Consider the following 20,840-nt stretch of genomic DNA (forward strand, 5'->3'; position numbering starts at 1 on the left):
ATCTTAAAATATTTTGTTTGGACATTTAAACGTATAGACGTCCATAATACGTTTAAATAGATTGTAAGAGCAAGCCCATTGCTCACACTAAAAACATAAGCCAATTGAAACGGCCGATGGAGTCTCCTTAGATGAAGCAAGCTAAGATAATATTGTTACGCCATGGCCAATGTGAGGGCGACAGTATTTTGCGGGGTAAAACCGATGTGGCGCTAACTGATTTGGGGCTAACGAACATGCACCAGAGTGCGGCTAAGCTAGGGCTATTAGGTTGTTTGCCATCACTGCAGCTATACAGTTCGCCTTTGGTGCGCTGCCATGCGTTTGCCGCTGAATTAGCGCAGCAGTTAAACCAAGTGAGTGCTGATTTAGCTTTACAGGTTGAGATAATGTCTCAATTACAGGAAATTGATTTTGGCTTGTGGGACGGAAAAAGCTTTGCAGAGCTTTATCAGCATAGCGCTAAAGCGTTAGATGCCTATTGGGATAACCCTTGGGAGCATGGCGCGCCCCAAGCTGAGCCCATGGCTGAATTTGAACAAAGGGTGGCGCAGGCTTTTGCGCAAATAACCTTGCAAGCTTACAACTTGGCTGAAGCTCATACTGCTGAGGCTAATAGTGCTAAGGCAACAGCATCAGCCACTGCTCTGGTAGTGACTCACGGTGGAGTTATCCGTCATATTATCGCTTTGGTGTTAGGGCTTGAGCGCTGTAAAGGGCTATATGGACAACTGAATATAGATTATGCCGCGACGGTAACCATTGATGTGTTTTGGCCTGAAGCTGATGATAAATCGACTAAAGCCGTCTATCGTTTAAACTGGAATAATTAGTTTTAGCCTAAAATTAGCAGAAAAAACTAACTTCACTTAGGCAGATATACCGTACAATATAAGCCGCATTTATTAAGTGCAATAAAATTTCAAATTAAGTCAATTTAGCTGCAGTTGAGTGCTTGTGTGAAATGCTTTAAGCAACACCAGTATCAAGCGGTTCGCTAAATGAGTAGGGAATCGAGAACTAGCCTAAATGCTGTTTAGCTCGAACTGTACCCGCAACTGTAAAATAGCATCTCATCACTTGTAAGATAAGTGATTAATGAATGCCATTAAGTCAGATACCTAGCTTAGTTTTTCTTGCTGAATTAGCAGCACCTAACAACAACTTGAGCGGGTAACTCAGGCGGAGTTTGTATCGTGATCAGTATTAAAACCCCAGATGTGGCTAAACATGCCTCTTGGATAACCGCAGGGGTAGTATCTTGACTACTGCGGCATTAACAGTTGATCAGCTAAGCTGGTCAGTTGCAGACAATGAGATCCTTTCTCAAGTCAGTTTTGCCTTGCAACGTGGTGAAATGCTAGGGCTTATTGGCCCTAATGGTGCGGGTAAATCCAGCTTACTGCGCTGCTTGTATCGCTATATCACCCCTGATGCTGGCAAAATCAGCTTATTTGGCGACAATATTAATGGTTTTTCTCATAAACAATTGGCCACTAAGGTTGCCGTTGTGCAGCAAGAGTCACCCCATTATTTTGATATGACCACCCATCAACTGGTTTCTATGGGCTTAACGCCCCATAAAGGCCTTTTTGAAACCAATACCCAAGCAGATGCAGATGATATTGCCAAGGCGCTGGCTAAAGTGGGTCTTGAGCACAAAGCCTTGCAGCAATATGAGCAGTTATCTGGCGGTGAAAAACAGCGGGCATTAATTGCACGGGCTATCGTGCAAAAGCCGCAGTTATTGATCCTTGATGAGCCGACTAATCATTTAGATATTCGCTATCAAATCCAAATTCTTGAGTTGGTTAGGCAACTTGGCATTAGCGTGATTGCCTCTATTCACGATCTTAATTTAGCCAGCGCAATGTGCGATAGATTGCTGTTACTTGATCAAGGAAAGTGCATCGCTCAAGGTTTACCTGATGAAGTATTAACAGAAACCATTTTGGGGAACGTGTTTGATGTTTGCTGCCAAATATCAAGTCACCCACAGCACGGTAAACCGTTAATTACCTACTTTTATGGTTATCAAAGTCATTATGACAATGCTAATCAAAACACTTGTCAAAGCTCGCAGCAAAACGCATATCCAAGCTCTGAACAAAAACATGGCCAATCAAACCACGGGCAGGGCGATAAATGACAGCCATTGATGCCACACAATCAGTGAAGCTAGCAAAGCAGATGAGTTTAAGTTTTAAGCATAAGCTACTGCTGTTTGTTACTGCCATAGTGACCTTAGTTACTCCAATCGCCGCGGCAAGTTTCGGCGCTGCTAATATCAGTTTTGAACAAGTCGTTAGCTTGTTTGCTAATCTGGCATTAGGTACAGGTGAAACAGATTCACTAACGCAGCGGATTGTGTTTGAGCTGCGTTTTCCAAGAATTATTTTAGCCTTTGTGGCAGGCGCAGGTTTGGCGCTTGCGGGCAGTGTATTGCAAACGGTGACACGTAACCCGTTGGCGGATCCCTATTTATTTGGTATTAGCTCTGGGGCGTCATTTGGGGCGGTATTAGTGCTGAGCTTTTTTGGCAGCCAAGGCTTAGTGCTGCAATGGTTAGCAGAGTCTTCTGGTCATCTTGCCAATGCCATTTTACGTTCAGGCTTATTCAGTAATGATGCCTGGTGGTCTTGGTCATCCATTAGTTTACCAATTGGCGCTTTTATTGGTTCGAGTTTATCTGTGCTGTTGGTATTAGGTTTATCTGGTTTTGGTCGTGCTAGCCAAGTTGAGCGGATGCTATTGTCTGGGGTGGCCACCTCTTTCATGTTCGGCGCGCTAACCAGTTTGGTACTGTATTTTTCAAGCCCTCAAGCGGCGGCTTCAGTATTATTTTGGAGTTTGGGCAGCTTTGCTAAAGCTAGCTGGGCAGGCCTGGTTATCCCATCTGTGGTGGTAGTTTGCAGCATATTAATTATTTTAGCTTTTAAGCGTCAGGTATTAGCCATTCAAGCGGGGGATGAAACGGCGCACTCCTTAGGGGTTAACGTCGCCAAAATTCGCTTAGCTATGCTTATTTTGTGTTCATTAATCACCGCCACGCTGGTGGCAAGTTGCGGCGGCATTGGCTTTGTTGGCTTGATGATCCCTCATACCGTGCGGCTGCTCTATCCTGGGCAACAACCTATTATGATGACGACATTAGTCGGCGGCATATTTATGGTATGGATTGATGTATTAGCCCGTTGTTTATTAGGCAACCAAGAGTTGCCGGTAGGTATTATCACTGCCGCAATTGGTAGTGTATTTTTTCTTTTTGTATTACGTCATCGTCGATGAGATTGCAGTTTTGGAGAGTAAGGGATGTTTGCGGTAGATCCAGTTAGTCATAAATTTGATGATCAAATACAGCATAAAATTAATCAGAAAACTAAGCCGCTAGGGGCGCTAGGGTTACTCGAAACGCTAGCAATGCAGATTGCGCAAGTGCAACTAACGCCACAAGCTAATATGAAACCAAAGTACAATATTAGGCATAAGTTGAGTATTAATAAGCCTGCTATGTTGGTGTTTGCTGGCGATCATGGTATTGCTGCTCATGGGGTATCGATTGCCCCCAGTGAAGTTACTCAACAAATGGTGGCTAACTTTGCCAATGGCGGCGCTGCGATTAATGTCTTTTGCCGTCAAATGGGTTTAAACCTTGAAGTGATTGATTGCGGCATGTTGCAGCCAGTTGATGACCCTCGTATTACTCAGCATCGTTTAGGCAATGGCACTCAAGCAATTCATCAAAAAGCGGCCATGAGTTTATTAGCGGTTAAAGATGGCTTTAGCTATGCAAGTGAAGTGGTGCAACGTCACTATGATTCAGGTTGTAACCTGATTGCGCTTGGTGAAATGGGCATTGGCAATACCTCGTCAGCTGCGGCGATTATGGCCGCATTATTAGGCTTAGATATTAAAGAGTGTGTCGGCCGAGGTACGGGGATTGATGATAGAGCCTTTGCTCTTAAAACCGAGTTATTGGGTGTAGCGCTTAACCTGCATAGAAGTAAATTTACCGATCCGGTTAATGTACTTGCCTGTGTTGGCGGCTTTGAAATTGTGCAAATGACAGGCGCTATTTTAGCGGCCGCTGAGAAAAAGATGCTGGTGGTTATTGATGGCTTTATTGCAACTGCAGCGGCATTAGCCGCAGTTAAATTACACCCTGATGTAAAAGATTACTTAATTTTTGCTCACCAATCAGATGAGCAAGGCCATATTAAAATGCTAGCCGCAATGGATGCTAAACCATTATTGCAATTAGGGTTTAGACTAGGTGAAGGTACAGGCGCTGCGCTATCACTGCCAATCATTGAAGCGGCGGTGAACTTCTACAATGATATGGCTAGTTTTGAAAATGCCGGCGTAAAGTCAGTGGTGTAATTGCGCTGCGAATCGAGAAGTAAATCGAGAAGTAAATAACGCAGTAAATATTAACGCTGTGATAGCCAATTAGCTGTGATAGGCAATTAAAGGAAACGTCATGGAGCAACAGTCGTCATCTGAGGGGGCAAAAAATCAGTCTGATGAAACTGATCATCAAGCGCCTAAAAGTGGAAGTACACTAAAAAAACAACTGAATTTATTGCTTATTGCGTTAAGTTTCTTCACTCGAATCCCTGTGCCAGCTTGGGTTGAGTTTGACAGTGAAAAGCTTAATCAAGCTAGCCGTTATTTTGGCGTAATAGGGTTATTTGTTGGCAGCATAAGCGCAGCGGTGTTTTGGGTGAGTCAGTTTGTGTTGCCTAATGGGGTTGCGGTGATCTTGGCGATGATAACCGGCGTATTAGTCACAGGAGGCTTTCATGAAGATGGCCTTGCTGATACCGCTGATGGTTTTGGTGGTGGCTGGAAAGTTGCTGACAAGCTGCGCATCATGAAAGATTCAAGAATAGGCACTTATGGCACCTTAGCCTTAGTGCTTTGCCTATTATTAAAGTGGCAATTGTTAGTCGAAATTGCCCTTTATAGCCCGATTAATGCGGTCGTCGCCATTGTTGTTGCCCATGGTTTAAGCCGCGTGTTAGCAGGGAGCATTATCTTTTCAGGCCAATATGTTACTGAAGATGATGGCAGCAAATCAAAACCTCTGGCGCAGCATCAGCACATCAATGATTTATTGATTTTATGCTTAAGTGGCTTTGTGGTACTAGCCTGTTTAAACGGCGTAGTCGCCTTTGGGTTGTTATTGCTATTAGTGTTATTACGACAAGCCTTGATATGGGGCGGTAATCGTCAAATTGGCGGCTATACCGGTGACACGTTAGGCGCTGCACAACAGATTGCTGAACTACTGTGTTATGGCGCAATTTTAGTCATAGGGCTAAATTAAATTTTTGAAGTAAAAATTTTAGCTTAGATGAATGTTAATAAAGGAAAAACTGCATGATCCATCTGGTGCTTGGTGGTGCCCGTTCAGGTAAAAGCCGTTATGGTGAATCCCTTGCTGAGCCTTTCGCTTTGCAAGGGCATCGTTGCGTCTATATCGCCACCGCCACCGCACTTGATGATGAGATGAAGCAGCGAATTTTACGTCACCAACAAGATAGAGATAACTCAAATATTGATTGGCAGCTGGTTGAAACGCCGCTAGCCATTGCCCATACCTTAGTTAAATATGACTCCCCGAATACGGTATTGTTTGTCGATTGCCTCACGCTGTATTTAACTAATCATCTTGTGGCCAGTGAAGAGACCCACCGTGATGGTGTTGATGAATTATGGCAACAGCAAAAGCAGGCGTTATTGGCATGTTTACCCACTCTTGAAGCGCAGGTGATATTAATCAGCAATGAAGTGGGCTCAGGCATTGTGCCACTTGGAGAATTAAGCCGTCGTTTTGCTGATGAAGCCGGTTGGTTAAACCAAGCTATTGCTAAAATCGCTGACAAGGTCACCTTAGTGGTTGCAGGCTTACCCGTTGAGCTTAAACGCTAAACCTATGGCTAAGCTATATTCTTACAACAGCGATTGTATAAGCATGGTTAACACTGCCAATACCTCATTCACTTTCTCTAATGTCACGCCATAGCAGCTTAAATGACAGATAAAAATCAACCATGATGCAAATTAAAAACCAAACTAAAACTAGCACAAGCAATACGGGCAGTTCTGGCCATAGCTATCAAGCTGGAGCGGCTAAAACCTTAATGGTGCAAGGCACCACATCAGATGCGGGTAAAAGCACCCTAGTTGCGGGTCTTTGTCGGGTATTTGCTCGCCAAGGTACTAAGGTGGCGCCATTTAAACCACAAAATATGGCATTAAATAGCGCAGTTACCGCAGATGGCGGCGAAATTGGCCGCGCCCAAGCATTGCAAGCCGTGGCGTGTAAGCTTGCGCTGCATACGGATTTTAATCCAGTATTATTAAAGCCAAGTAGTGATACTGGCTCCCAAGTGATTATTCACGGTAAAGCCTTGACCACATTAGAGGCAAAAGCTTTTTTTGGCCCGGAAAGCCGTAACTATAAAACCCTCGCTATGGATGCGGTATTACAGTCTTTTGAGCGCTTGACCCAGCAATATCAGCTGGTGGTAGTTGAAGGGGCAGGTAGCCCTGCAGAAATCAATTTGCGCGAAGGGGATATCGCCAATATGGGCTTTGCTGAAGCGGTCGATTGCCCTGTCATTATTATTGCTGATATTGATAAAGGCGGCGTATTTGCCCACCTTGTGGGCACCTTGGCACTGCTCAGTGGATCTGAGCAACAAAGAGTTAAAGGCTTTGTGATTAATCGCTTTCGTGGCGATATTAGCCTATTACAATCTGGCATCGACTGGCTGGAAAGCTACACCCAAAAACCGGTATTTGGGGTTTTGCCTTACTTACATGATTTACATTTAGATGCTGAAGATGCGCTGATTGACTCCCATGGGAAAGTCACAGGTTCGGAAAAGGACTTAGCCATTATCAATCATAAGCTCAAAGTGCTGGTGTTAGTTTTTCCAAGGATCAGTAATCATACCGACTTTGACCCTTTACGCTTGAACCCTTACATTGAGTTTCATTATCTTAGCCTGCAAACCCAATCCAGTAATCCAGATTTCCCCAAAGTGGATTTAATCATATTACCAGGCAGTAAAAATGTCAGAGCAGATTTAGAATTTATGCGTCAACAAGGCTGGGATCTTGAGGTTAATAAGCACTTACGTTATGGCGGTAAAGTCATAGGCATTTGTGGTGGTTATCAAATGTTAGGCCAATATATTCATGACCCCGATGCCATTGAAGATGTGGCAGGTAGCAGTAAAGGCTTAAGCTTACTGCCCATTGAAACCACACTGACGGCAGATAAAACCCTATGTAAAGTAAGTGGTCACTTAGCGCTTAATGTAGCTAAAGCAAGCATTGAAGGTTATGAAATTCACTGCGGGGTGACTCAAAAGCTAACTTCTGCAGATTTGCTAGCGCCTATCAGTCTCACATCACAGCAGAGTGATACGCAGTACGCAGAAGGCCTACTCAGTGATGATAACCAAATTTTGGCAACCTATGTTCATGGTTTATTTGATAGCCCAGATGCCTGTGAGCTTATATTGCAGTGGGCAGGGCTTGCTCAAGCCAAAAGCATTGATATAAACCAAATACGTGAACAACAATTAGAACGATTAGCAGATGTGCTTGAAGCGCATTTAGATATGGATAAATTAACAGGAAGTCTCTCATGAGTGATAACGAAAACCAGAACGAAAACCAGAGCCAAATTAGTAATATCGATGCCACTAAAGCCCAGCGTCATAAGGCGCGTCAGCAAAAAGTAAAACAAGGGGTTGATGCAAAAATCGCTGCCGCCCAAGATGAAAAAGGCATTTTGCTAGTGCTTACTGGTAACGGTAAAGGTAAATCGACTTCAGGTTTTGGCTCTGTTGCTCGCGCCGTCGGCCATGGACACAAAGCCGCAGTGGTGCAATTTATCAAAGGCACTTGGGCCTGTGGCGAGCGCAATCTGTTAGAAGGCGCAGGGGTTGAGTTTCATGTCATGGGCACAGGCTTTACCTGGGAAACCCAAGATAAAGAAAAAGACACTCAAGCGGCGATGGAAGCCTGGCTTGAAGCTGAAAAACTCTTACAAGATGAGTCAGTTAATTTAGTGCTATTAGATGAGTTAACTTATATGGTGAGCTATCACTACATAGAGGTTGAGCGGGTACTGAATGCGTTAAAAAATCGCCCAGCCATGCAACATGTTATCATTACCGGCCGTGCCTGCCATCGTGAAATCATTGAACTTGCCGATACAGTGTCCGAAGTTCAACCGATAAAACACGCTTTTAATGATGGCATTAAAGCGCAGCTAGGGTTTGATTATTAATCAAATTTATTTGTTGCTTTACCCTTGGTAACATTATGCAAGCCAAAGTGCTTAATACAACAGAATTTTAATAATTTAAAAAGAGAGATAATGATGAAAACAATGACCTGTAAACAGCTTGGTGGCGCTTGTGATGAAGTATTTCGCGCAGAGACATTCGAGCAAATGGTCGCGCAAAGTAAAATGCACGCTATGGCGATGTTTCAGCAGCAAGATGCCCCACACATGTTAGTGATGTCGCAAATGGCGCATTTGATGCAAGATCCTGCAGCGATGCAGCAGTTTATGGACGAGAAAAGACAGCAGTTTGATGCTTTAGCAGACGACTAAGCAGTCTAGCTATTCGGCAAAATGTGACATAAATGCAAAACAGTAAACGGAGTTACAAGATCAATGAAATTAGCATTATTAAGTGATGCAACATCAATAGCATCCCAGCAAGCGATAGCAGCTATGGTGGCGACATTGTCGATTGCTGAAAAGCAAGCTGGCGTAGTTTATATAGCATCTGAGCCAGATGCTCAGCGAAGCTATTTTGCGCCAGTAGCTGCCATGTTTAAGGGCCTTGGCTTTGACAAGGTTAACTATATTGATCTTGAAGATGGCTATACCACCGAGTCGGAACGTATTTTACGCCAAGCAGGGCTAATATATTTATCCGGTGGCGATACTTATCGTTTCCTATACTGGTTAAAGCAGCGTGGGCTAGATAAGTTACTCTATCAACTGGCACTGGGTGATATAAGTCAAGATAGCCCGGAAATTGATCGCCTTAGAATTGATCGTCCTGTAAAACACAGTGCAGGAACTAGTACTGCGATTATTGGGATCAGTGCTGGGGCGATGATAATGACGCCATCAATTGATACAGCGCCTTTATGTGGTGATAGTAATCAAGTGGGATTAATTGATACCAGCGCTTTAGCCTTAGTGCCATTTTTATTTGTGCCGCACCTATCGGCCACAGAGATTAATGACGCACAAACGCAATCACTGTTTAAGTCGCTGCCATTAGCTAAACAGCAAGAATTGCTGTGTTGTTCAGATGATGATGCAATTGTGCTAGTCGATAAGCAATTGACTGAGTTTGGTGCACCAACGTGGATTAATCGGAGTTAATATGTCTGTTTCTAATGAGCCAAAACTCAGTCAAACTGGCCCTAAACTGACTCGGGTTGACCATATTCATATTTATGTCAGGGATAGGGCAAAGGCATTCGCTTGGTATCAACAAGTGCTGGGTTTTAGGCTGGTCGAAGCGTTAGCCTTTTGGAGTCAAGGCGACGGCCCGCTAACTATCGAGCATGGTGATATTCATTTAGCGCTTTTTGAAAGTATTAAGCCTAAATTTACCACAGTCGCTTTTGGGGTGGATGCTAATAATTACCAGATGTGGAAACAAAAACTTGCTGAGAATAAGATAAAATATACTGAAAGCGATCATGAAATTACCTGGTCAATTTACTTTGCAGATCCCGATGGCAATCCTTTTGAAATTACCAGTTTTGAATATCAACAAATCACAGATACTAACAGCTAAAAGATCACAGCATTAGGTGGTCTTATTTACGGATTTATTACAGACATTATGACCCCAGCGATTAACACCCTCAAAAAACATAAAACTCCTCACACTATCTATGAATATGAGCATGATAGTAATGCCCAGTCCTATGGTGATGAAGCGGTAGAAAAACTTGGCGTGTCAGCGAGCCAAGTGTTTAAGACTTTAGTGGTTACAATAGACAGCAAGGAATTGGCCGTTGCGGTTGTGCCCATAACATCAATGTTGAGCCTTAAATTACTTGCTAAAGCTCTTGGTGGTAAAAAAGCGGTCATGGCGGATAAAGGGCTAGCGGAAAAAACCACCGGTTATGTATTTGGTGGAGTGAGCCCATTAGGACAAAAACGGCGTTTAAAAACCGTGATAAATAGCTCTGCCAAGGAGCTTAATACCATGTACGTGAGCGCGGGTCGCAGGGGCTTAGAAATCTCATTGGCGCCAGCAGATTTGCAAACGCTAACTCAAGCAACCTTTGCCAACATATGCAGTGAGTAATATCCAAGCGACATTTACAAGGTGATTGCAGCAGTGAGCGGACATTTTTGTATTCGATTACAGTGGTAATCATTGCAAATGTTCAACTCGGAAAGTTGAGTCGCTGAATACTGCAGTGAGTCACCTCTGTTACGACTATTCCAACGAACTCGATTCAATAAAAAACGGCCTATTTAATAAATAGGCCGTTTTGATATTCAATTCGGTGCAACTATCAGCAGTTAAGTATCATTACCTCAGTAGCTGTAAATGTTAAGAAGCAATGTAATGTGTACGTCTTCTACGACGTCTCATTCTGGCTTCTTTTTCATCTTCAGTTTCTACAACTTCTTCTTTTTTATCAGTAGCTTTCTTATCATTGCTGTTAGCATTCGTTGATTTCACCAGCTGATCTGCATCATCCGGCGTTTCTGACTTTTTTGGCGGTGTCTTAGGATCCCCCTTGAAGACAGATTTGAAGATATTACTCACGCCAGATAGACCTGCCGCTTTTTCTTCAGCTTGAGATTGAGTATCTTCAGCGATGTCTTCAGAGAATTCTATTTTATCAATTTTTGCTTTAGCTTTTTTAGGTGCTACGGCAACAGGATCTAACGATTTCTTCGCTGTCAGTTCTGAGTTGTTGACGTCTTCTACTGCTGACATCATGCTTTCAGCAAGTGCTTTTTGAATTTGATCACTGATTGCAGAGACATTATCAACAGATAAAGCTGCCGAACTTACTGCAGCATCTTTAGCTACAGGAGCTGCGGTAACGGCTTTAGTATCGGTGCCGCTTTCAGCAAGCCGTTTGTTGACTCGTTGATTAAATTCAGTAACAGCTTCATTAACTTCAGTTTTAGCAATTGATAACGCACTAACTAATTCGTCAAATGAGTTTTGTAGCGAATTATATTTGTTTTCAAAAGGACTAATATTATTTTTAACTTCATCATTTAGATTATTCGTTAATTTTTTATAATTAGTAATTTCTTGCTCAAACTCAAGCAGGTAGGCCTTGGTAGAAATAACGCTTTCTTCCATGCTAAGTATTTTTGCTTGTAATGCTTTATCTTTAGCTGCAAATTCGGCGATTAATGCTTGAGGTATTTCAGCTGGTGGTGTCACTGCTGGAACAAAGGCGGCAAATTCGGGAATGCTGCTTGCAGGTTTCCATTGAGTGAATGATGGGTGCCATCCATAACAGTTACCATCACTGAGTAAAAATTCTTTTGCTTCAACTTCTGTAAATGGCCCAGTTATTTTGCCATTTTTGGAAAAAAACCATTTTTTCATAATCGTATTCTTAATGTTTTAGTTATAAACAAATGTTATATGCAAATCAGAGTAATAAGGTTTCTTTACTCAATCAGTTAACACCAGCAAGAGTCTTCTGTAATGCAGCATATTGCTCATTAACGCTTTTTAACGTTGCTTCTACTTTATCGTTTAAATCTTTGGTGGTTTGTTTAAAGCGATTGGTGTCGCGATCAATATCTGCCATTGAACTACTGATAGTTTGAATCGTATTATCTATTCGGCCTAGCGCAGCATTTAGCTCACGCTCTTTAGCTGTGAAATGCTCTATCAGTTGTTGCGGGATTTCCGCCGGTGCAGGTGGTGGAGAGCCAATAACATCGAACTCTTCTATATCACTTACAGGAACCCACTGCGCATAAGAAGGATGCCAAGCATAAACATTTGGATTTGACGCAATAAACTTATTTGATTCTGCCAGCCTTAATGGTCCGCTGATCTCACCATTATTTGAGAAATACCACTCTTTCATAGTCCACTTTTTTCCTTAAATAGTGCAGTAAGCCAAAGTTTTATTAATTTAATCAACAGCTTGTAGGAAGGCTAAAATTTATAACGTAGAAAACGTTAGCTTATTGGGTTGTTATCAATTAAATCGCATATCGTACGAACTTATTACACTAACTGATATTGATTAACATTTCCACTTGGAAATGGGGATTTTTAAGAGTTTTTATCAGTGCCAAATAGACAGAAAATTGACACTAATTCATTCAGTTGTTTAAAACTATTGTTTTATATTGTGATTATTCGAAGTCAGCATTAACTTCAAAGGTTATTCTGTGATTTGTATTAGGGTGAATAATCGACAGCAATTGAGCATGTAAATGCAGTCTTTGTGCATTTTTTCCATATAAATCATCGCCTAAAATTGGCATGTTCAAGCCTTTGGCGTGGGCGCAATGGACTCTTAATTGATGAGTTCTGCCTGTCTTGGGGAATAAGTGAATTAAGCAAGAGTTGTTTAATTCCTGTACTTTGTGCCAATGGGTTTGTGCATTTTTTCCGTGTGAATAACAGACAAGTTGCTTTGGTCTATCGTCTAAATCTACTCTTAATGGCAGTGTAATATCGCCGCGATCAAGCTGTGGGACCCCATCGATCTTAGCGATATAACGCTTGGTGACAGTACGACTGATAAATTGCTGCACTAAATGCTTATTGGCTTCTTTAGACAGCGCAATAACCATTAATCCTGAGGTCGACATATCTAGGCGATGTACTATGAGTGGCCCAGTGGCGTGGGGAAAAGCTTGCTTCATTCTGCTATATACTGAGTCGGTGATATTTTTACCAGGCACAGATAAAAACTCCGCTGGTTTATTCACGATCACAATATGATCGTCTTGGTAAACGATGGGAAGCTCGACCCCTTCAGCAGGGTTGCTAAGTAGTGGATTTTCATCAACCTGTAGGCCTTTAAGCATATGTCCTAAAATTGGGCGGCATTTTCCATGGCATGCAGGGTAATAGTTTTTATGCTGTTTAATTTCAGATTTGGGCGACATGCCCCACCAAAACTCAGCCATAGTGATAGGAGTGAAATTATGTTTAAAGGCATATTGTAGCAGTTTAGGCGCGGCGCACTCACCAGCTCCAGCAGGTGGTAAATGATTGGGCGCATCATTAAAAATCTTATTAAGATCACTACTCTCACCTAGGGCATTTAAAAACTGATAGTGGCTAAATAACTTATGCTGTAGCCCATTAGATAGCTGCTTTCTTTGTTGTTTAATAGCACTAATAGCTTGTTCTAATTCAGCTAATGGCTCAGCAACCAGTTTAGTTTGCCGCTCCCAATGCTCTTTAAGCTCTGCTAAGCAATATTTATCATTAACGCTTTGTCTGCTCATTTCAATTGATAAGGTTTTAAAGTCAGTTTCATTGAGACTTTGCGCTTGAGCTCGCTGAGCTTTGCGATACTTTCTGTTTTCGATCATTTGCGATCGCTGCGCCGCGATGGCATTTTCAGCTTGCTGCTGCGTTAACGCTAGTTTAGTGGTCAACTGCTGTAATAATGGATCGTTTTCTAACTCAACCAGCTGGGCATTGAGTTGATTGATTTCGATATTTTCTTGTTTGAAAAAACTATCTTTACTGAGCATATCAAATACTGGCGGCACGAATTGTGGCCATAGGTTTTTATCAGCTAATTTACCTGAAAAAGCAGCTAAAAAACCCAGTTGTCCCTGAGTATTTTTGACCACTAATACCCCAAACATTTTACCTATGGCAGGAAGGTGTTTTGATGCTTCTCTTCTAAGCAATGCTTCAGTTGGTGCTGACTGATCATGTTCTTTATCGGTAATGCCAAAATTATGCAGCCAATCTGTTTGCTGTTGTAAATGCTCTTGTAGCTGCTCGGCGGCGATAATCGCTAATGGGTGTGGCTGATAATAAAAGGGGAAAGTAAATTTTTCCGGCAATGTATATCCATCTACATTGGTGTTAAATGGCACAAAGCAGTGCTGGTTTGTAGTGGAATGGGTTGCGTTATTATCAGTTGGCATCTTCTACAGCTTCTTTTTCAATAAATTACTTTAAATGGTTACTAATCAGCTCTTGGGTGTGCTTGAGTAGTTCTAATCCGCCATTGTTGCCATGACCTGGTACCACAATGATTGCATCATTATAACGGCTTTTGGCTTTATCTAGGGTATTTGGCCACTCAGAAAGTGACGCTTGTGCAATATAGCCCATAGTTTTGCTAGCTTGACTTTTTATTAGGCATCCGCCGAATAGTAATTTCGACTCAGGCAGCCACACCACGAGGTTATCTTCTGTATGGCCTGCACCGAGATATTTTACTTCAATCTGCTTGTGGGCTAATTGCAACTTGTCGCCTGTAAAAGCCTGTTTTGCTAAAGGCTTATTATTGGCTTTTAAGTATGAATTGGTTAATTCAGAGGCGTTAGTATCAACCCCTATGGTATTTAAGTAGCCAATTCCGGCTGCGCGATCATCATGGGAATGAGTTGAAATACTCGCCCGTAGCGTAAAGCCTTGTTGCTTAATCCATCGCACCAGTTGAATGGTATCTTTTTCTGTCCATGGGGTATCAATCAAGTAGGCCTCTGAGCCATCGATAACCACTAAGCCATTAGCTGATACAAAGCCGTAATCTTGAGTTTGGAAGTAAGAGGTAAACTGAAATACATTGTCGATTAACGGCTTGACTGATAATTGGCCTTTTGTTGGTTCAAGCTGATTAGTGGCGCTTTTAAACTGTTCTTGGCTAGCGTGGGTGCTGGGCACTAACAGTAAAATATAAGCGAGGAATAATGCAATGGCCAATTTCATCATGCAGTCTCTGTCCAAGTGGTTACAGGCTAGAGTTTACCCTATTGCTATTAAGATGGTGCAGTCTATTAAGATAGTGTAGCCGCTTACTATTGTGGCTAATTTTACACAGGTAGCGCTTGAGGTTGATAGGCTTCAGTATGAGGGCCTTTGTTGAGCGGCATTATGAGCTATTTTGAGTGAGAGACGCTATTTGAGTTGCTGATGTCAGCCTTGGACAATTTAACAATCACATAGCGAGTATCAAGGCTATGTGATTGTTGGACTTTAAGTCATTTTTCAGTGTTTATCGTGCGGTAGAAATAACTTCAGTCGTTACTATTTTGTATTTACGACTGCGATTATTTTGGAAGTCGATGCAGTACACAAATTTTATTGCCATCAGGGTCGCGTAAATAGGCAAGGTACAAATTCATCGCAGGGTTTGAACGTACTCCAGGCGGTTCTTCACAAGGTGTGCCGCCATGAGCGGCGCCGACTTCATGCCATTTATCGCCCTGAGCAGCATCTTTAACACTAAAACCGATAGTGGTGCCGTTGCCGTGGGTTGCAGGTTCGCCATCGATGGGTTTAGTGATGGCAAAAATACCGCTTTCAGTGAAGTAAAAACAACGACCTTTATCATCGATGACCCCAGGTTCGTAACCTAAAACGGCGAAGGTGGCATCGTAAAATGCTTTTGATTTTTGTATATCGTTACTGCCGATCATGATGTGGCTGAACATGTCACTCTCCTTGTTGAATTATAAGGCGTTTATAAATTTTTTAATAAACGTCACTTTCTTATATGGGACTGTTTTATTATTAAACAAGCCTTTTGGCAATAAACGTCAGCGTTAAGTGCGAATGCTAGATGTTGTTTTGATGGCTTAAATACAGCTGCCTGACATCAATTTTTGCTTTTATGCGAGAGGCAAGTAAGTAGATACCGGCTAACTTGCGATGGATAAAAATCGCATCGGTTGGCGGTGTGTGCCATTCATCTTGTTTGGTGCTCATGGCCTTGGCTGAGTCGGTAATGCGTTTAGCGAGATTACTATTGGCAAAATCATATTCCCCTTCACATCGTAATGGCTCACAGGCTTGATGGAAAATATCGACAATGACTTGTTGCTGCTCTGGGGTAATGTGTTTTTGAAAAAAACCAATTTGCGCTGCAGCCTGGGTCATGAGTGCACTATCACTGGTCATAGCGCCTTGCATTAACATGTTATAGCCGCTGGATAAATCATCAGAAATGCTGCGGGTAGCACCAAAATCTAACAGCACAATTTTGTCAGGATCTGCTTGGTACATAAAGTTGGCAAAGTTGGGATCTGTTTGTACCAACTTAAAGGTAAACAGCTCATCTAAAAAAAGACTGAGTAACCTGGTGGCGACCTTATCGCGAATGCTTTGCGCCATATTGAGCACAGATTCTATTGGCACGCCTTCGATAAACTGCATCACTAAAATACTGTCGGTGCTAAGCTGCGAATAAACTCTTGGTACCACAAAGTGTGGCGTATCAGCGACCCAAGTGTAGTATTGCTGCAGTAAATTAGCTTCGTAGTGATAATCAGCTTCGTGGTGTAATTGTGCTTTAGCTTCAGTGAGTAACTTATCAAATTGCACATGGTCGGGCACTAACTGCGCCATTTTTAGCAGGCTCGCGACATTATCAATATCGCTGTCGATACTGTCTTTAATACCGGGATATTGAATTTTAACTGCTAGTTTTTCACCACTGTCTAGATAGGCTAAATGTACCTGACCAATAGAGGCGGCTGCAAAAGGGCGTAATTCAAATTGGGCAAAAGGAGCTAACCAATCTTGTCCCCATTGTTGTTTGAGGATCGCAACCAGTTGTTTATGGGGCATGGCTTTAGCATCATCGCGGAGTTTCGCTAAGATGTCACTGATTTCTGGAGGCAGTAAATCACCACTATCCATAGAGATCATCTGACCCACTTTCATGGCCGCGCCACGAAGTTGAGCGAGCTTTTCAGCCACTTGAGTCATATTCTTGGGAGTAAGTACCAACTGTTGCAACTGAGGTGATTGACCTTTACTGAGCTGTTTGGCGCCTTCAAACAGTACGTTGCCAGCAACCCTTGATGCTAATGAGCCCATTTTACCTAAACGAGATAAACGACTACTGGGGATCTTGGCTACACTGCTCGCGCTATTTCTGTCAGTAACATCTCTATTCATGGGCAACTCCGGTACTTGCTCGCGTTATACTGAGTTAGATAATACGTTGGAAATTTATATTCAGATCAGAAGTTTAAAGCATAAAAAAAGGGTAATGTTATTACCCTTTAATATTGCGCTATTTAGTGTCTTTGGTGTCACTAAAACTCAAAGGTGTCTTGCCAACCGAGTAACACACTTTGTAGGCCATGTTTTTGCTCGTAACGCTCAAGCTTTTCAGGACTGGCATCACCAAGGGCAAGTTCTCGGTATTTCTTGGCAAACTTAAGCGTTCGCAATAACTCTTGGTAAAAATGTTTACCTAAGTCTTGGCGAATGGCCTCTGCTAATGAATCTGGTAACAGTTTCAACGCGCGGTCGGTATGAATTTGAATCACTTCAACACTAAACCACTTATCGTCTAACGCAATTTTACGCAGGCGCTTTTTCATGTCTTCACGTACACGAGCATCATCAAACATCATGCGATAAAGCACGGCTTCAGCCAGCACGCTTTCAAGCCCAAGACTAAATAATGGATCGAGTTCAGTTTTAGCGTAAAAGGTTTCAAGCAATACTTTCGTGGCTTCTTGACTTCTGTGGTCAGTAAGCGCTTTTTGATAATCTTGCCAACCTAGCCACTCATCTGTATCTGGCGGGGTCGAGATTTTTTCCATGAGTATTGGATTGATATCACCATAGAGTGATTTTTCACTGCCATGCATATGCTTACTCACAGTGGTCAACATGCTCCAGCCTTTTTGAAAGCATTTCATTATGCCATCAGGGGTTTTCAGCAAGTTGATTGAGCCAACGGGTTCGTGACCGGTTAGTGCAATAAGCCCTAGGCTAACCACGCCAATGACATCATGGGCTGCTTGCTCCAGCAAATGCATTTTGTGCTTGTTATAAAACTTATCAGCAAGTTTAAGACTCATTAAAATCGCTTTCGATTTTATTTGGGTGACATGCTCATCGGTTAATAGTGCTTCACGGCGGCCATACTCAAGTACCCGACTAAAGTATGGGCCTTGATTGTTATCACGTAATGCTAACTGCATTAACTGGTTTCCTTAATCAAGAAAAGTAAACATATCATCGACTTCAGCGTACTCATCAGCCACTTGGTTTTTATCTTTTGCTTGTAACACCAGCTCATTAACGAATTTACCGATGATTTGTTCCCAACCAGAACTTTCATTACGCAGCAGATTTTTAATCGACTTGGCCACTTCAGGCGCAATTTGTTGAATTAATGCCAATAGGCTGCGGGGATCATCCATCGCTAGGCTATGGGCTTCTTCATCTGCTTGCCAGTTGCTATAACCCACTGTTTCACCATCATCTTCGTCATCATATGAGTCAAAAATAGTGTTGTGGTCTTGCTCGGCTGATGGCGCCAAAATCAACTCAATAAACGGAATTGATAAATAAAACAGCCCAGCAGGATCTTCTGCAATACACTCTAAAATGGCGGCTTGTTTTTCTTCAGTGCCCTGAATACGAATAAGGTAGGTTAAAAACTCAAAGGTATGATGCATTAATTCATCAACATTGGTTTTAATTTGCTCTTCCCAATACAAAGGTTGCTGACACACTATGTCGCGGATTTGCTCTGGGGTCATCAGCTCAGACATGATCGACGGACAAGAAATATCATGATGACTGTTGATTTGAGTTAAGGTAACGATATCCATATGCTCAATGACATCAACAAGCTGCTCATCATTCATTGTGTTAGCAATGATTTCGAAGCGCTTACTGGCTTGTTGTGGCTCAACATCAGCGAGATCTTTAATCTCAGCAGCAGTGATTTCAATAAGATTGTTCATTAACGCTCCTCTTCATCATATTGGTCGTAATAGCCTTCTTCATCTTCGCTTTGGCTGTCGTCATCATTATTATATGGGTCATAACCATCGTCGCTATTGCCACCTTCAGATGAAGCAAAAGACTTACTTGGTGCAACCACGTTATCTTGAGTATTAAGCAGATAAACCACGGCGCAGCTTTCAATTAACAGTTCTTCAGAATATTTACGTACTGCAAGGACTAATGGCACATCGGCATTGTTGAACTGCACCGTGACTTTAAACTCGTCCCATGTTGGCAATACCGCATTATCAATCCAGCCTGCCCATTTCATTTTGGCTTCGTCAGAAAAACGAATGCGATTAAATAAGGCAACCGGTAAATACTCGGGTACCGCAGCTAGCATCGACGGATCGGCTAATAAAATCTCTTTCATTGAGTTGGTGAATTTTGCTAATGCATCAGGGGTATCGGGGTCGTTGTACGATTCGATATTGTCATAGGCATTATTTTTTAACTCATTGATGCGTGAGATATTAAGTGTTTGGCTCATGGGTTTCTCAAGAATAAAATTGGTCCCACAGCTCGGTCATTGCCGCTGTAGGATTGGTCACGATGACATTATTAAAATCTTTAATAAATGCAGTTCTTAATTTTTTATCAGATAAAACATCATAGGCATTTTTAACCCTTTGTAGCTGCTCTGCAGCTTGATGCTTTTCTTCTTCAGATGCGTTAAGCAGTTTATCGGGGTGCAGCTTATTTGATAAACGTTTATAGGCTTTTTTTATTTCGTCTTCTTTGGCACTGGCTTTAACACCGAGGACGGTGAAGTGGTTAATCATATTTTTACCTGTGGCGAATGAACTTGGATAGCGAGTGCTAATCCATTAAATTATGATTATTTGGTTGCAAATAATAACAGAAATACTGTGTTTCCCATAAAACTATCAGTAAGTTTAGCTTAATACAAAATACACAGGTTAGATTTACAGCAATTTATTGACAATCTTGGGAGGATAAATCGAGAAACTAAGTTTGCATGCAGCAGTGTTTAGCGCAAGAAATGCGATTATTTAAGCCCAAATCATGCCCAATGATAAAGGTTACATGGGATTAAATATGACATCTAAAAAGCCATTTGCTTGGTATTCAAAGCGCCGTAATAGCGCTTATTTGCTAAGCGCTAACAATCATCCATAAGGCTTTAATTTAGAATTGCTATTTGATCAACTTAAGTAATGATTTAAAGCGCTCGCCTGTCGCTTGATGTTGCAATTCAAATAAACAAGATTCAGTGTTAGTGAGTTTAGCGCCTAGGGCTTGCATCATTTCAATGCCTAAGGCTCTATTGGCCTCAATGCGCGATGACACCGCATCGGCAACTAAATGCACATGGTAGCGATTAGCCAACAAATCCTGACAGGTTTGATAAACACATACATGGGTTTCAATGCCCGCGAGAATAATCTGATTGCGATTTAAGCGCGTTAACTGCTGCTGAAACTCCTGGCACTGCCATGCGCTAAAGTGAGATTTAGCAATCACTTGGGTAGTTTTAGATAAATGCTCGCTCAATTGCGCTGAGGTCGGACCTAATTTATCGGGCAGTTGTTCTAGCCATAAAGTTGGAATATCAAATAATTGCGCCCCTTGGATCAAGATAGCGAGCTGATGATGCAGCGCCGAAGATTGCTGCATTACCTGTGCAAGTTTACCTTGCACATCCACAATCACCAGTACAGATTGATCCGCAGTTAACATAAAAACTCCTTTGTTTATGGCTCAATAACTGAGTTAGAGTAAACCCTGTTAGGGCGGGCTGACTATAGTCTAAAGGTCGAAGCTTTATCTGCTAGCAAGGATTGATACTATTTTATTACTTAGCAC

Annotated in this window: 23 protein-coding genes and 1 riboswitch; of the genes, 12 read left to right on the forward strand and 11 right to left on the reverse strand. The window is 42.2% G+C overall.

What is annotated here, in order from left to right:
• Positions 1-131: 131 nt before the first annotated feature.
• The 12 genes from BCU57_RS00335 (at position 132) to ybaK (ending at position 10,370) form a co-directional block, all read left to right on the forward strand.
• A complete protein-coding gene (locus tag BCU57_RS00335; protein WP_102438678.1) occupies positions 132-833 on the forward strand; it encodes a histidine phosphatase family protein in 702 nt (233 codons plus the stop codon).
• Between the two features lie 138 nt (positions 834-971).
• Positions 972-1,144, forward strand: a riboswitch (cobalamin riboswitch).
• Positions 1,145-1,261: 117 nt separating this feature from the next.
• The gene (locus tag BCU57_RS00340; RefSeq protein ID WP_102438676.1) at positions 1,262-2,149 is read left to right on the forward strand and encodes an ABC transporter ATP-binding protein; all 888 of its coding nucleotides are present in this window, start codon (positions 1,262-1,264) and stop codon (positions 2,147-2,149) included.
• Positions 2,146-3,288: an iron ABC transporter permease gene (locus BCU57_RS00345; protein ID WP_102438674.1), complete on the forward strand. Its 1,143-nt coding sequence runs from the start codon at positions 2,146-2,148 to the stop codon at positions 3,286-3,288. The genes BCU57_RS00340 and BCU57_RS00345 overlap by 4 nt, the downstream gene beginning before the upstream one ends.
• A 24-nt stretch (positions 3,289-3,312) precedes the next feature.
• On the forward strand, positions 3,313-4,380 hold the full coding sequence (gene cobT / locus BCU57_RS00350; protein ID WP_102438672.1) for a nicotinate-nucleotide--dimethylbenzimidazole phosphoribosyltransferase: 1,068 nt from the start codon (positions 3,313-3,315) through the stop codon (positions 4,378-4,380).
• Positions 4,381-4,480: 100 nt separating this feature from the next.
• Complete coding sequence (locus BCU57_RS00355; protein WP_102438670.1) at positions 4,481-5,329, forward strand: adenosylcobinamide-GDP ribazoletransferase; 849 nt, start codon at positions 4,481-4,483, stop codon at positions 5,327-5,329.
• A gap of 53 nt (positions 5,330-5,382) precedes the next feature.
• On the forward strand, positions 5,383-5,934 hold the full coding sequence (gene cobU, locus BCU57_RS00360; protein WP_102438667.1) for a bifunctional adenosylcobinamide kinase/adenosylcobinamide-phosphate guanylyltransferase: 552 nt from the start codon (positions 5,383-5,385) through the stop codon (positions 5,932-5,934).
• A 212-nt stretch (positions 5,935-6,146) separates the two neighbouring features.
• A complete protein-coding gene (locus BCU57_RS00365; RefSeq protein ID WP_102438700.1) occupies positions 6,147-7,667 on the forward strand; it encodes a cobyric acid synthase in 1,521 nt (506 codons plus the stop codon).
• On the forward strand, positions 7,664-8,311 hold the full coding sequence (gene cobO, locus BCU57_RS00370) for a cob(I)yrinic acid a,c-diamide adenosyltransferase (protein ID WP_102438666.1): 648 nt from the start codon (positions 7,664-7,666) through the stop codon (positions 8,309-8,311). The genes BCU57_RS00365 and cobO overlap by 4 nt, the downstream gene beginning before the upstream one ends.
• A 90-nt stretch (positions 8,312-8,401) precedes the next feature.
• Positions 8,402-8,641: a hypothetical protein gene (locus BCU57_RS00375; RefSeq protein WP_198589317.1), complete on the forward strand. Its 240-nt coding sequence runs from the start codon at positions 8,402-8,404 to the stop codon at positions 8,639-8,641.
• 63 nt (positions 8,642-8,704) lie between these two features.
• Positions 8,705-9,430 carry a Type 1 glutamine amidotransferase-like domain-containing protein gene (locus tag BCU57_RS00380; protein WP_102438664.1) on the forward strand — a complete coding sequence of 242 codons (726 nt, stop codon included), beginning with the start codon at positions 8,705-8,707 and terminating at the stop codon, positions 9,428-9,430.
• Position 9,431: 1 nt separating this feature from the next.
• Positions 9,432-9,851, forward strand: coding sequence for a VOC family protein (locus BCU57_RS00385; RefSeq protein ID WP_102438662.1), 420 nt, complete (start codon positions 9,432-9,434; stop codon positions 9,849-9,851).
• A gap of 48 nt (positions 9,852-9,899) precedes the next feature.
• Positions 9,900-10,370, forward strand: a complete 471-nt coding sequence (gene ybaK / locus BCU57_RS00390) for a Cys-tRNA(Pro) deacylase (RefSeq protein WP_102438660.1) — start codon at positions 9,900-9,902, stop codon at positions 10,368-10,370.
• Between the two features lie 252 nt (positions 10,371-10,622).
• Here the strand turns inward: ybaK and BCU57_RS00395 are convergent, their stop codons facing one another.
• From BCU57_RS00395 to BCU57_RS00445, 11 genes are all read right to left on the reverse strand, one after another.
• Positions 10,623-11,645, reverse strand: a complete 1,023-nt coding sequence (locus tag BCU57_RS00395; RefSeq protein WP_102438658.1) for a DUF4339 domain-containing protein — start codon at positions 11,643-11,645, stop codon at positions 10,623-10,625.
• A gap of 73 nt (positions 11,646-11,718) precedes the next feature.
• Positions 11,719-12,138 (reverse strand): DUF4339 domain-containing protein, encoded by a 420-nt coding sequence (locus BCU57_RS00400; protein WP_102438656.1) that lies wholly within the window; start codon positions 12,136-12,138, stop codon positions 11,719-11,721.
• 274 nt (positions 12,139-12,412) lie between these two features.
• Complete coding sequence (locus BCU57_RS00405) at positions 12,413-14,176, reverse strand: pseudouridine synthase (protein WP_102438654.1); 1,764 nt, start codon at positions 14,174-14,176, stop codon at positions 12,413-12,415.
• 25 nt (positions 14,177-14,201) lie between these two features.
• A complete protein-coding gene (bla, locus tag BCU57_RS00410) occupies positions 14,202-14,969 on the reverse strand; it encodes a subclass B1 metallo-beta-lactamase (RefSeq protein WP_102438651.1) in 768 nt (255 codons plus the stop codon).
• 338 nt (positions 14,970-15,307) lie between these two features.
• The gene (locus BCU57_RS00415; RefSeq protein WP_102438649.1) at positions 15,308-15,691 is read right to left on the reverse strand and encodes a VOC family protein; all 384 of its coding nucleotides are present in this window, start codon (positions 15,689-15,691) and stop codon (positions 15,308-15,310) included.
• 124 nt (positions 15,692-15,815) lie between these two features.
• Complete coding sequence (locus tag BCU57_RS00420) at positions 15,816-17,159, reverse strand: ABC1 kinase family protein (RefSeq protein ID WP_102438647.1); 1,344 nt, start codon at positions 17,157-17,159, stop codon at positions 15,816-15,818.
• A gap of 140 nt (positions 17,160-17,299) precedes the next feature.
• On the reverse strand, positions 17,300-18,199 hold the full coding sequence (gene atcC / locus BCU57_RS00425) for a cold adaptation protein AtcC (RefSeq protein ID WP_102438645.1): 900 nt from the start codon (positions 18,197-18,199) through the stop codon (positions 17,300-17,302).
• Between the two features lie 12 nt (positions 18,200-18,211).
• Positions 18,212-18,970: a cold adaptation protein AtcB gene (atcB, locus tag BCU57_RS00430; RefSeq protein ID WP_076541638.1), complete on the reverse strand. Its 759-nt coding sequence runs from the start codon at positions 18,968-18,970 to the stop codon at positions 18,212-18,214.
• A complete protein-coding gene (gene atcA, locus BCU57_RS00435; protein ID WP_076541640.1) occupies positions 18,970-19,503 on the reverse strand; it encodes a cold adaptation protein AtcA in 534 nt (177 codons plus the stop codon). Before atcA ends, atcB begins: the two co-directional genes overlap by 1 nt.
• Before the next feature lie 7 nt (positions 19,504-19,510).
• A complete protein-coding gene (locus BCU57_RS00440; protein ID WP_076541642.1) occupies positions 19,511-19,795 on the reverse strand; it encodes a J domain-containing protein in 285 nt (94 codons plus the stop codon).
• A gap of 376 nt (positions 19,796-20,171) precedes the next feature.
• Positions 20,172-20,714, reverse strand: coding sequence for a hydrolase (locus BCU57_RS00445; protein WP_102438643.1), 543 nt, complete (start codon positions 20,712-20,714; stop codon positions 20,172-20,174).
• Positions 20,715-20,840 lie beyond the last annotated feature (126 nt).

The sequence above is a fragment of the Shewanella sp. 10N.286.48.B5 genome, assembly GCF_002874355.2.
GTDB lineage: Bacteria > Pseudomonadota > Gammaproteobacteria > Enterobacterales > Shewanellaceae > Shewanella.

What these genes read in the sequence shown, in the direction of transcription:
- BCU57_RS00335 (WP_102438678.1), top strand. Translation starts at nt 132, where the DNA reads ATGAAGCAAGCTAAGATAATATTGTTACGCCATGGCCAATGTGAGGGC.
- BCU57_RS00345 (WP_102438674.1), top strand. Translation starts at nt 2,146, where the DNA reads ATGACAGCCATTGATGCCACACAATCAGTGAAGCTAGCAAAGCAGATG.
- cobT (WP_102438672.1), top strand. Translation starts at nt 3,313, where the DNA reads ATGTTTGCGGTAGATCCAGTTAGTCATAAATTTGATGATCAAATACAG.
- BCU57_RS00355 (WP_102438670.1), top strand. Translation starts at nt 4,481, where the DNA reads ATGGAGCAACAGTCGTCATCTGAGGGGGCAAAAAATCAGTCTGATGAA.
- cobU (WP_102438667.1), top strand. Translation starts at nt 5,383, where the DNA reads ATGATCCATCTGGTGCTTGGTGGTGCCCGTTCAGGTAAAAGCCGTTAT.
- BCU57_RS00365 (WP_102438700.1), top strand. Translation starts at nt 6,147, where the DNA reads ATGGTGCAAGGCACCACATCAGATGCGGGTAAAAGCACCCTAGTTGCG.
- cobO (WP_102438666.1), top strand. Translation starts at nt 7,664, where the DNA reads ATGAGTGATAACGAAAACCAGAACGAAAACCAGAGCCAAATTAGTAAT.
- BCU57_RS00375 (WP_198589317.1), top strand. Translation starts at nt 8,402, where the DNA reads ATGATGAAAACAATGACCTGTAAACAGCTTGGTGGCGCTTGTGATGAA.
- BCU57_RS00380 (WP_102438664.1), top strand. Translation starts at nt 8,705, where the DNA reads ATGAAATTAGCATTATTAAGTGATGCAACATCAATAGCATCCCAGCAA.
- BCU57_RS00385 (WP_102438662.1), top strand. Translation starts at nt 9,432, where the DNA reads ATGTCTGTTTCTAATGAGCCAAAACTCAGTCAAACTGGCCCTAAACTG.
- ybaK (WP_102438660.1), top strand. Translation starts at nt 9,900, where the DNA reads ATGACCCCAGCGATTAACACCCTCAAAAAACATAAAACTCCTCACACT.
- BCU57_RS00395 (WP_102438658.1), bottom strand. Translation starts at nt 11,645, where the DNA reads ATGAAAAAATGGTTTTTTTCCAAAAATGGCAAAATAACTGGGCCATTT.
- BCU57_RS00400 (WP_102438656.1), bottom strand. Translation starts at nt 12,138, where the DNA reads ATGAAAGAGTGGTATTTCTCAAATAATGGTGAGATCAGCGGACCATTA.
- BCU57_RS00405 (WP_102438654.1), bottom strand. Translation starts at nt 14,176, where the DNA reads ATGCCAACTGATAATAACGCAACCCATTCCACTACAAACCAGCACTGC.
- bla (WP_102438651.1), bottom strand. Translation starts at nt 14,969, where the DNA reads ATGATGAAATTGGCCATTGCATTATTCCTCGCTTATATTTTACTGTTA.
- BCU57_RS00415 (WP_102438649.1), bottom strand. Translation starts at nt 15,691, where the DNA reads ATGTTCAGCCACATCATGATCGGCAGTAACGATATACAAAAATCAAAA.
- BCU57_RS00420 (WP_102438647.1), bottom strand. Translation starts at nt 17,159, where the DNA reads ATGAATAGAGATGTTACTGACAGAAATAGCGCGAGCAGTGTAGCCAAG.
- atcC (WP_102438645.1), bottom strand. Translation starts at nt 18,199, where the DNA reads ATGCAGTTAGCATTACGTGATAACAATCAAGGCCCATACTTTAGTCGG.
- atcB (WP_076541638.1), bottom strand. Translation starts at nt 18,970, where the DNA reads ATGAACAATCTTATTGAAATCACTGCTGCTGAGATTAAAGATCTCGCT.
- atcA (WP_076541640.1), bottom strand. Translation starts at nt 19,503, where the DNA reads ATGAGCCAAACACTTAATATCTCACGCATCAATGAGTTAAAAAATAAT.
- BCU57_RS00440 (WP_076541642.1), bottom strand. Translation starts at nt 19,795, where the DNA reads ATGATTAACCACTTCACCGTCCTCGGTGTTAAAGCCAGTGCCAAAGAA.
- BCU57_RS00445 (WP_102438643.1), bottom strand. Translation starts at nt 20,714, where the DNA reads ATGTTAACTGCGGATCAATCTGTACTGGTGATTGTGGATGTGCAAGGT.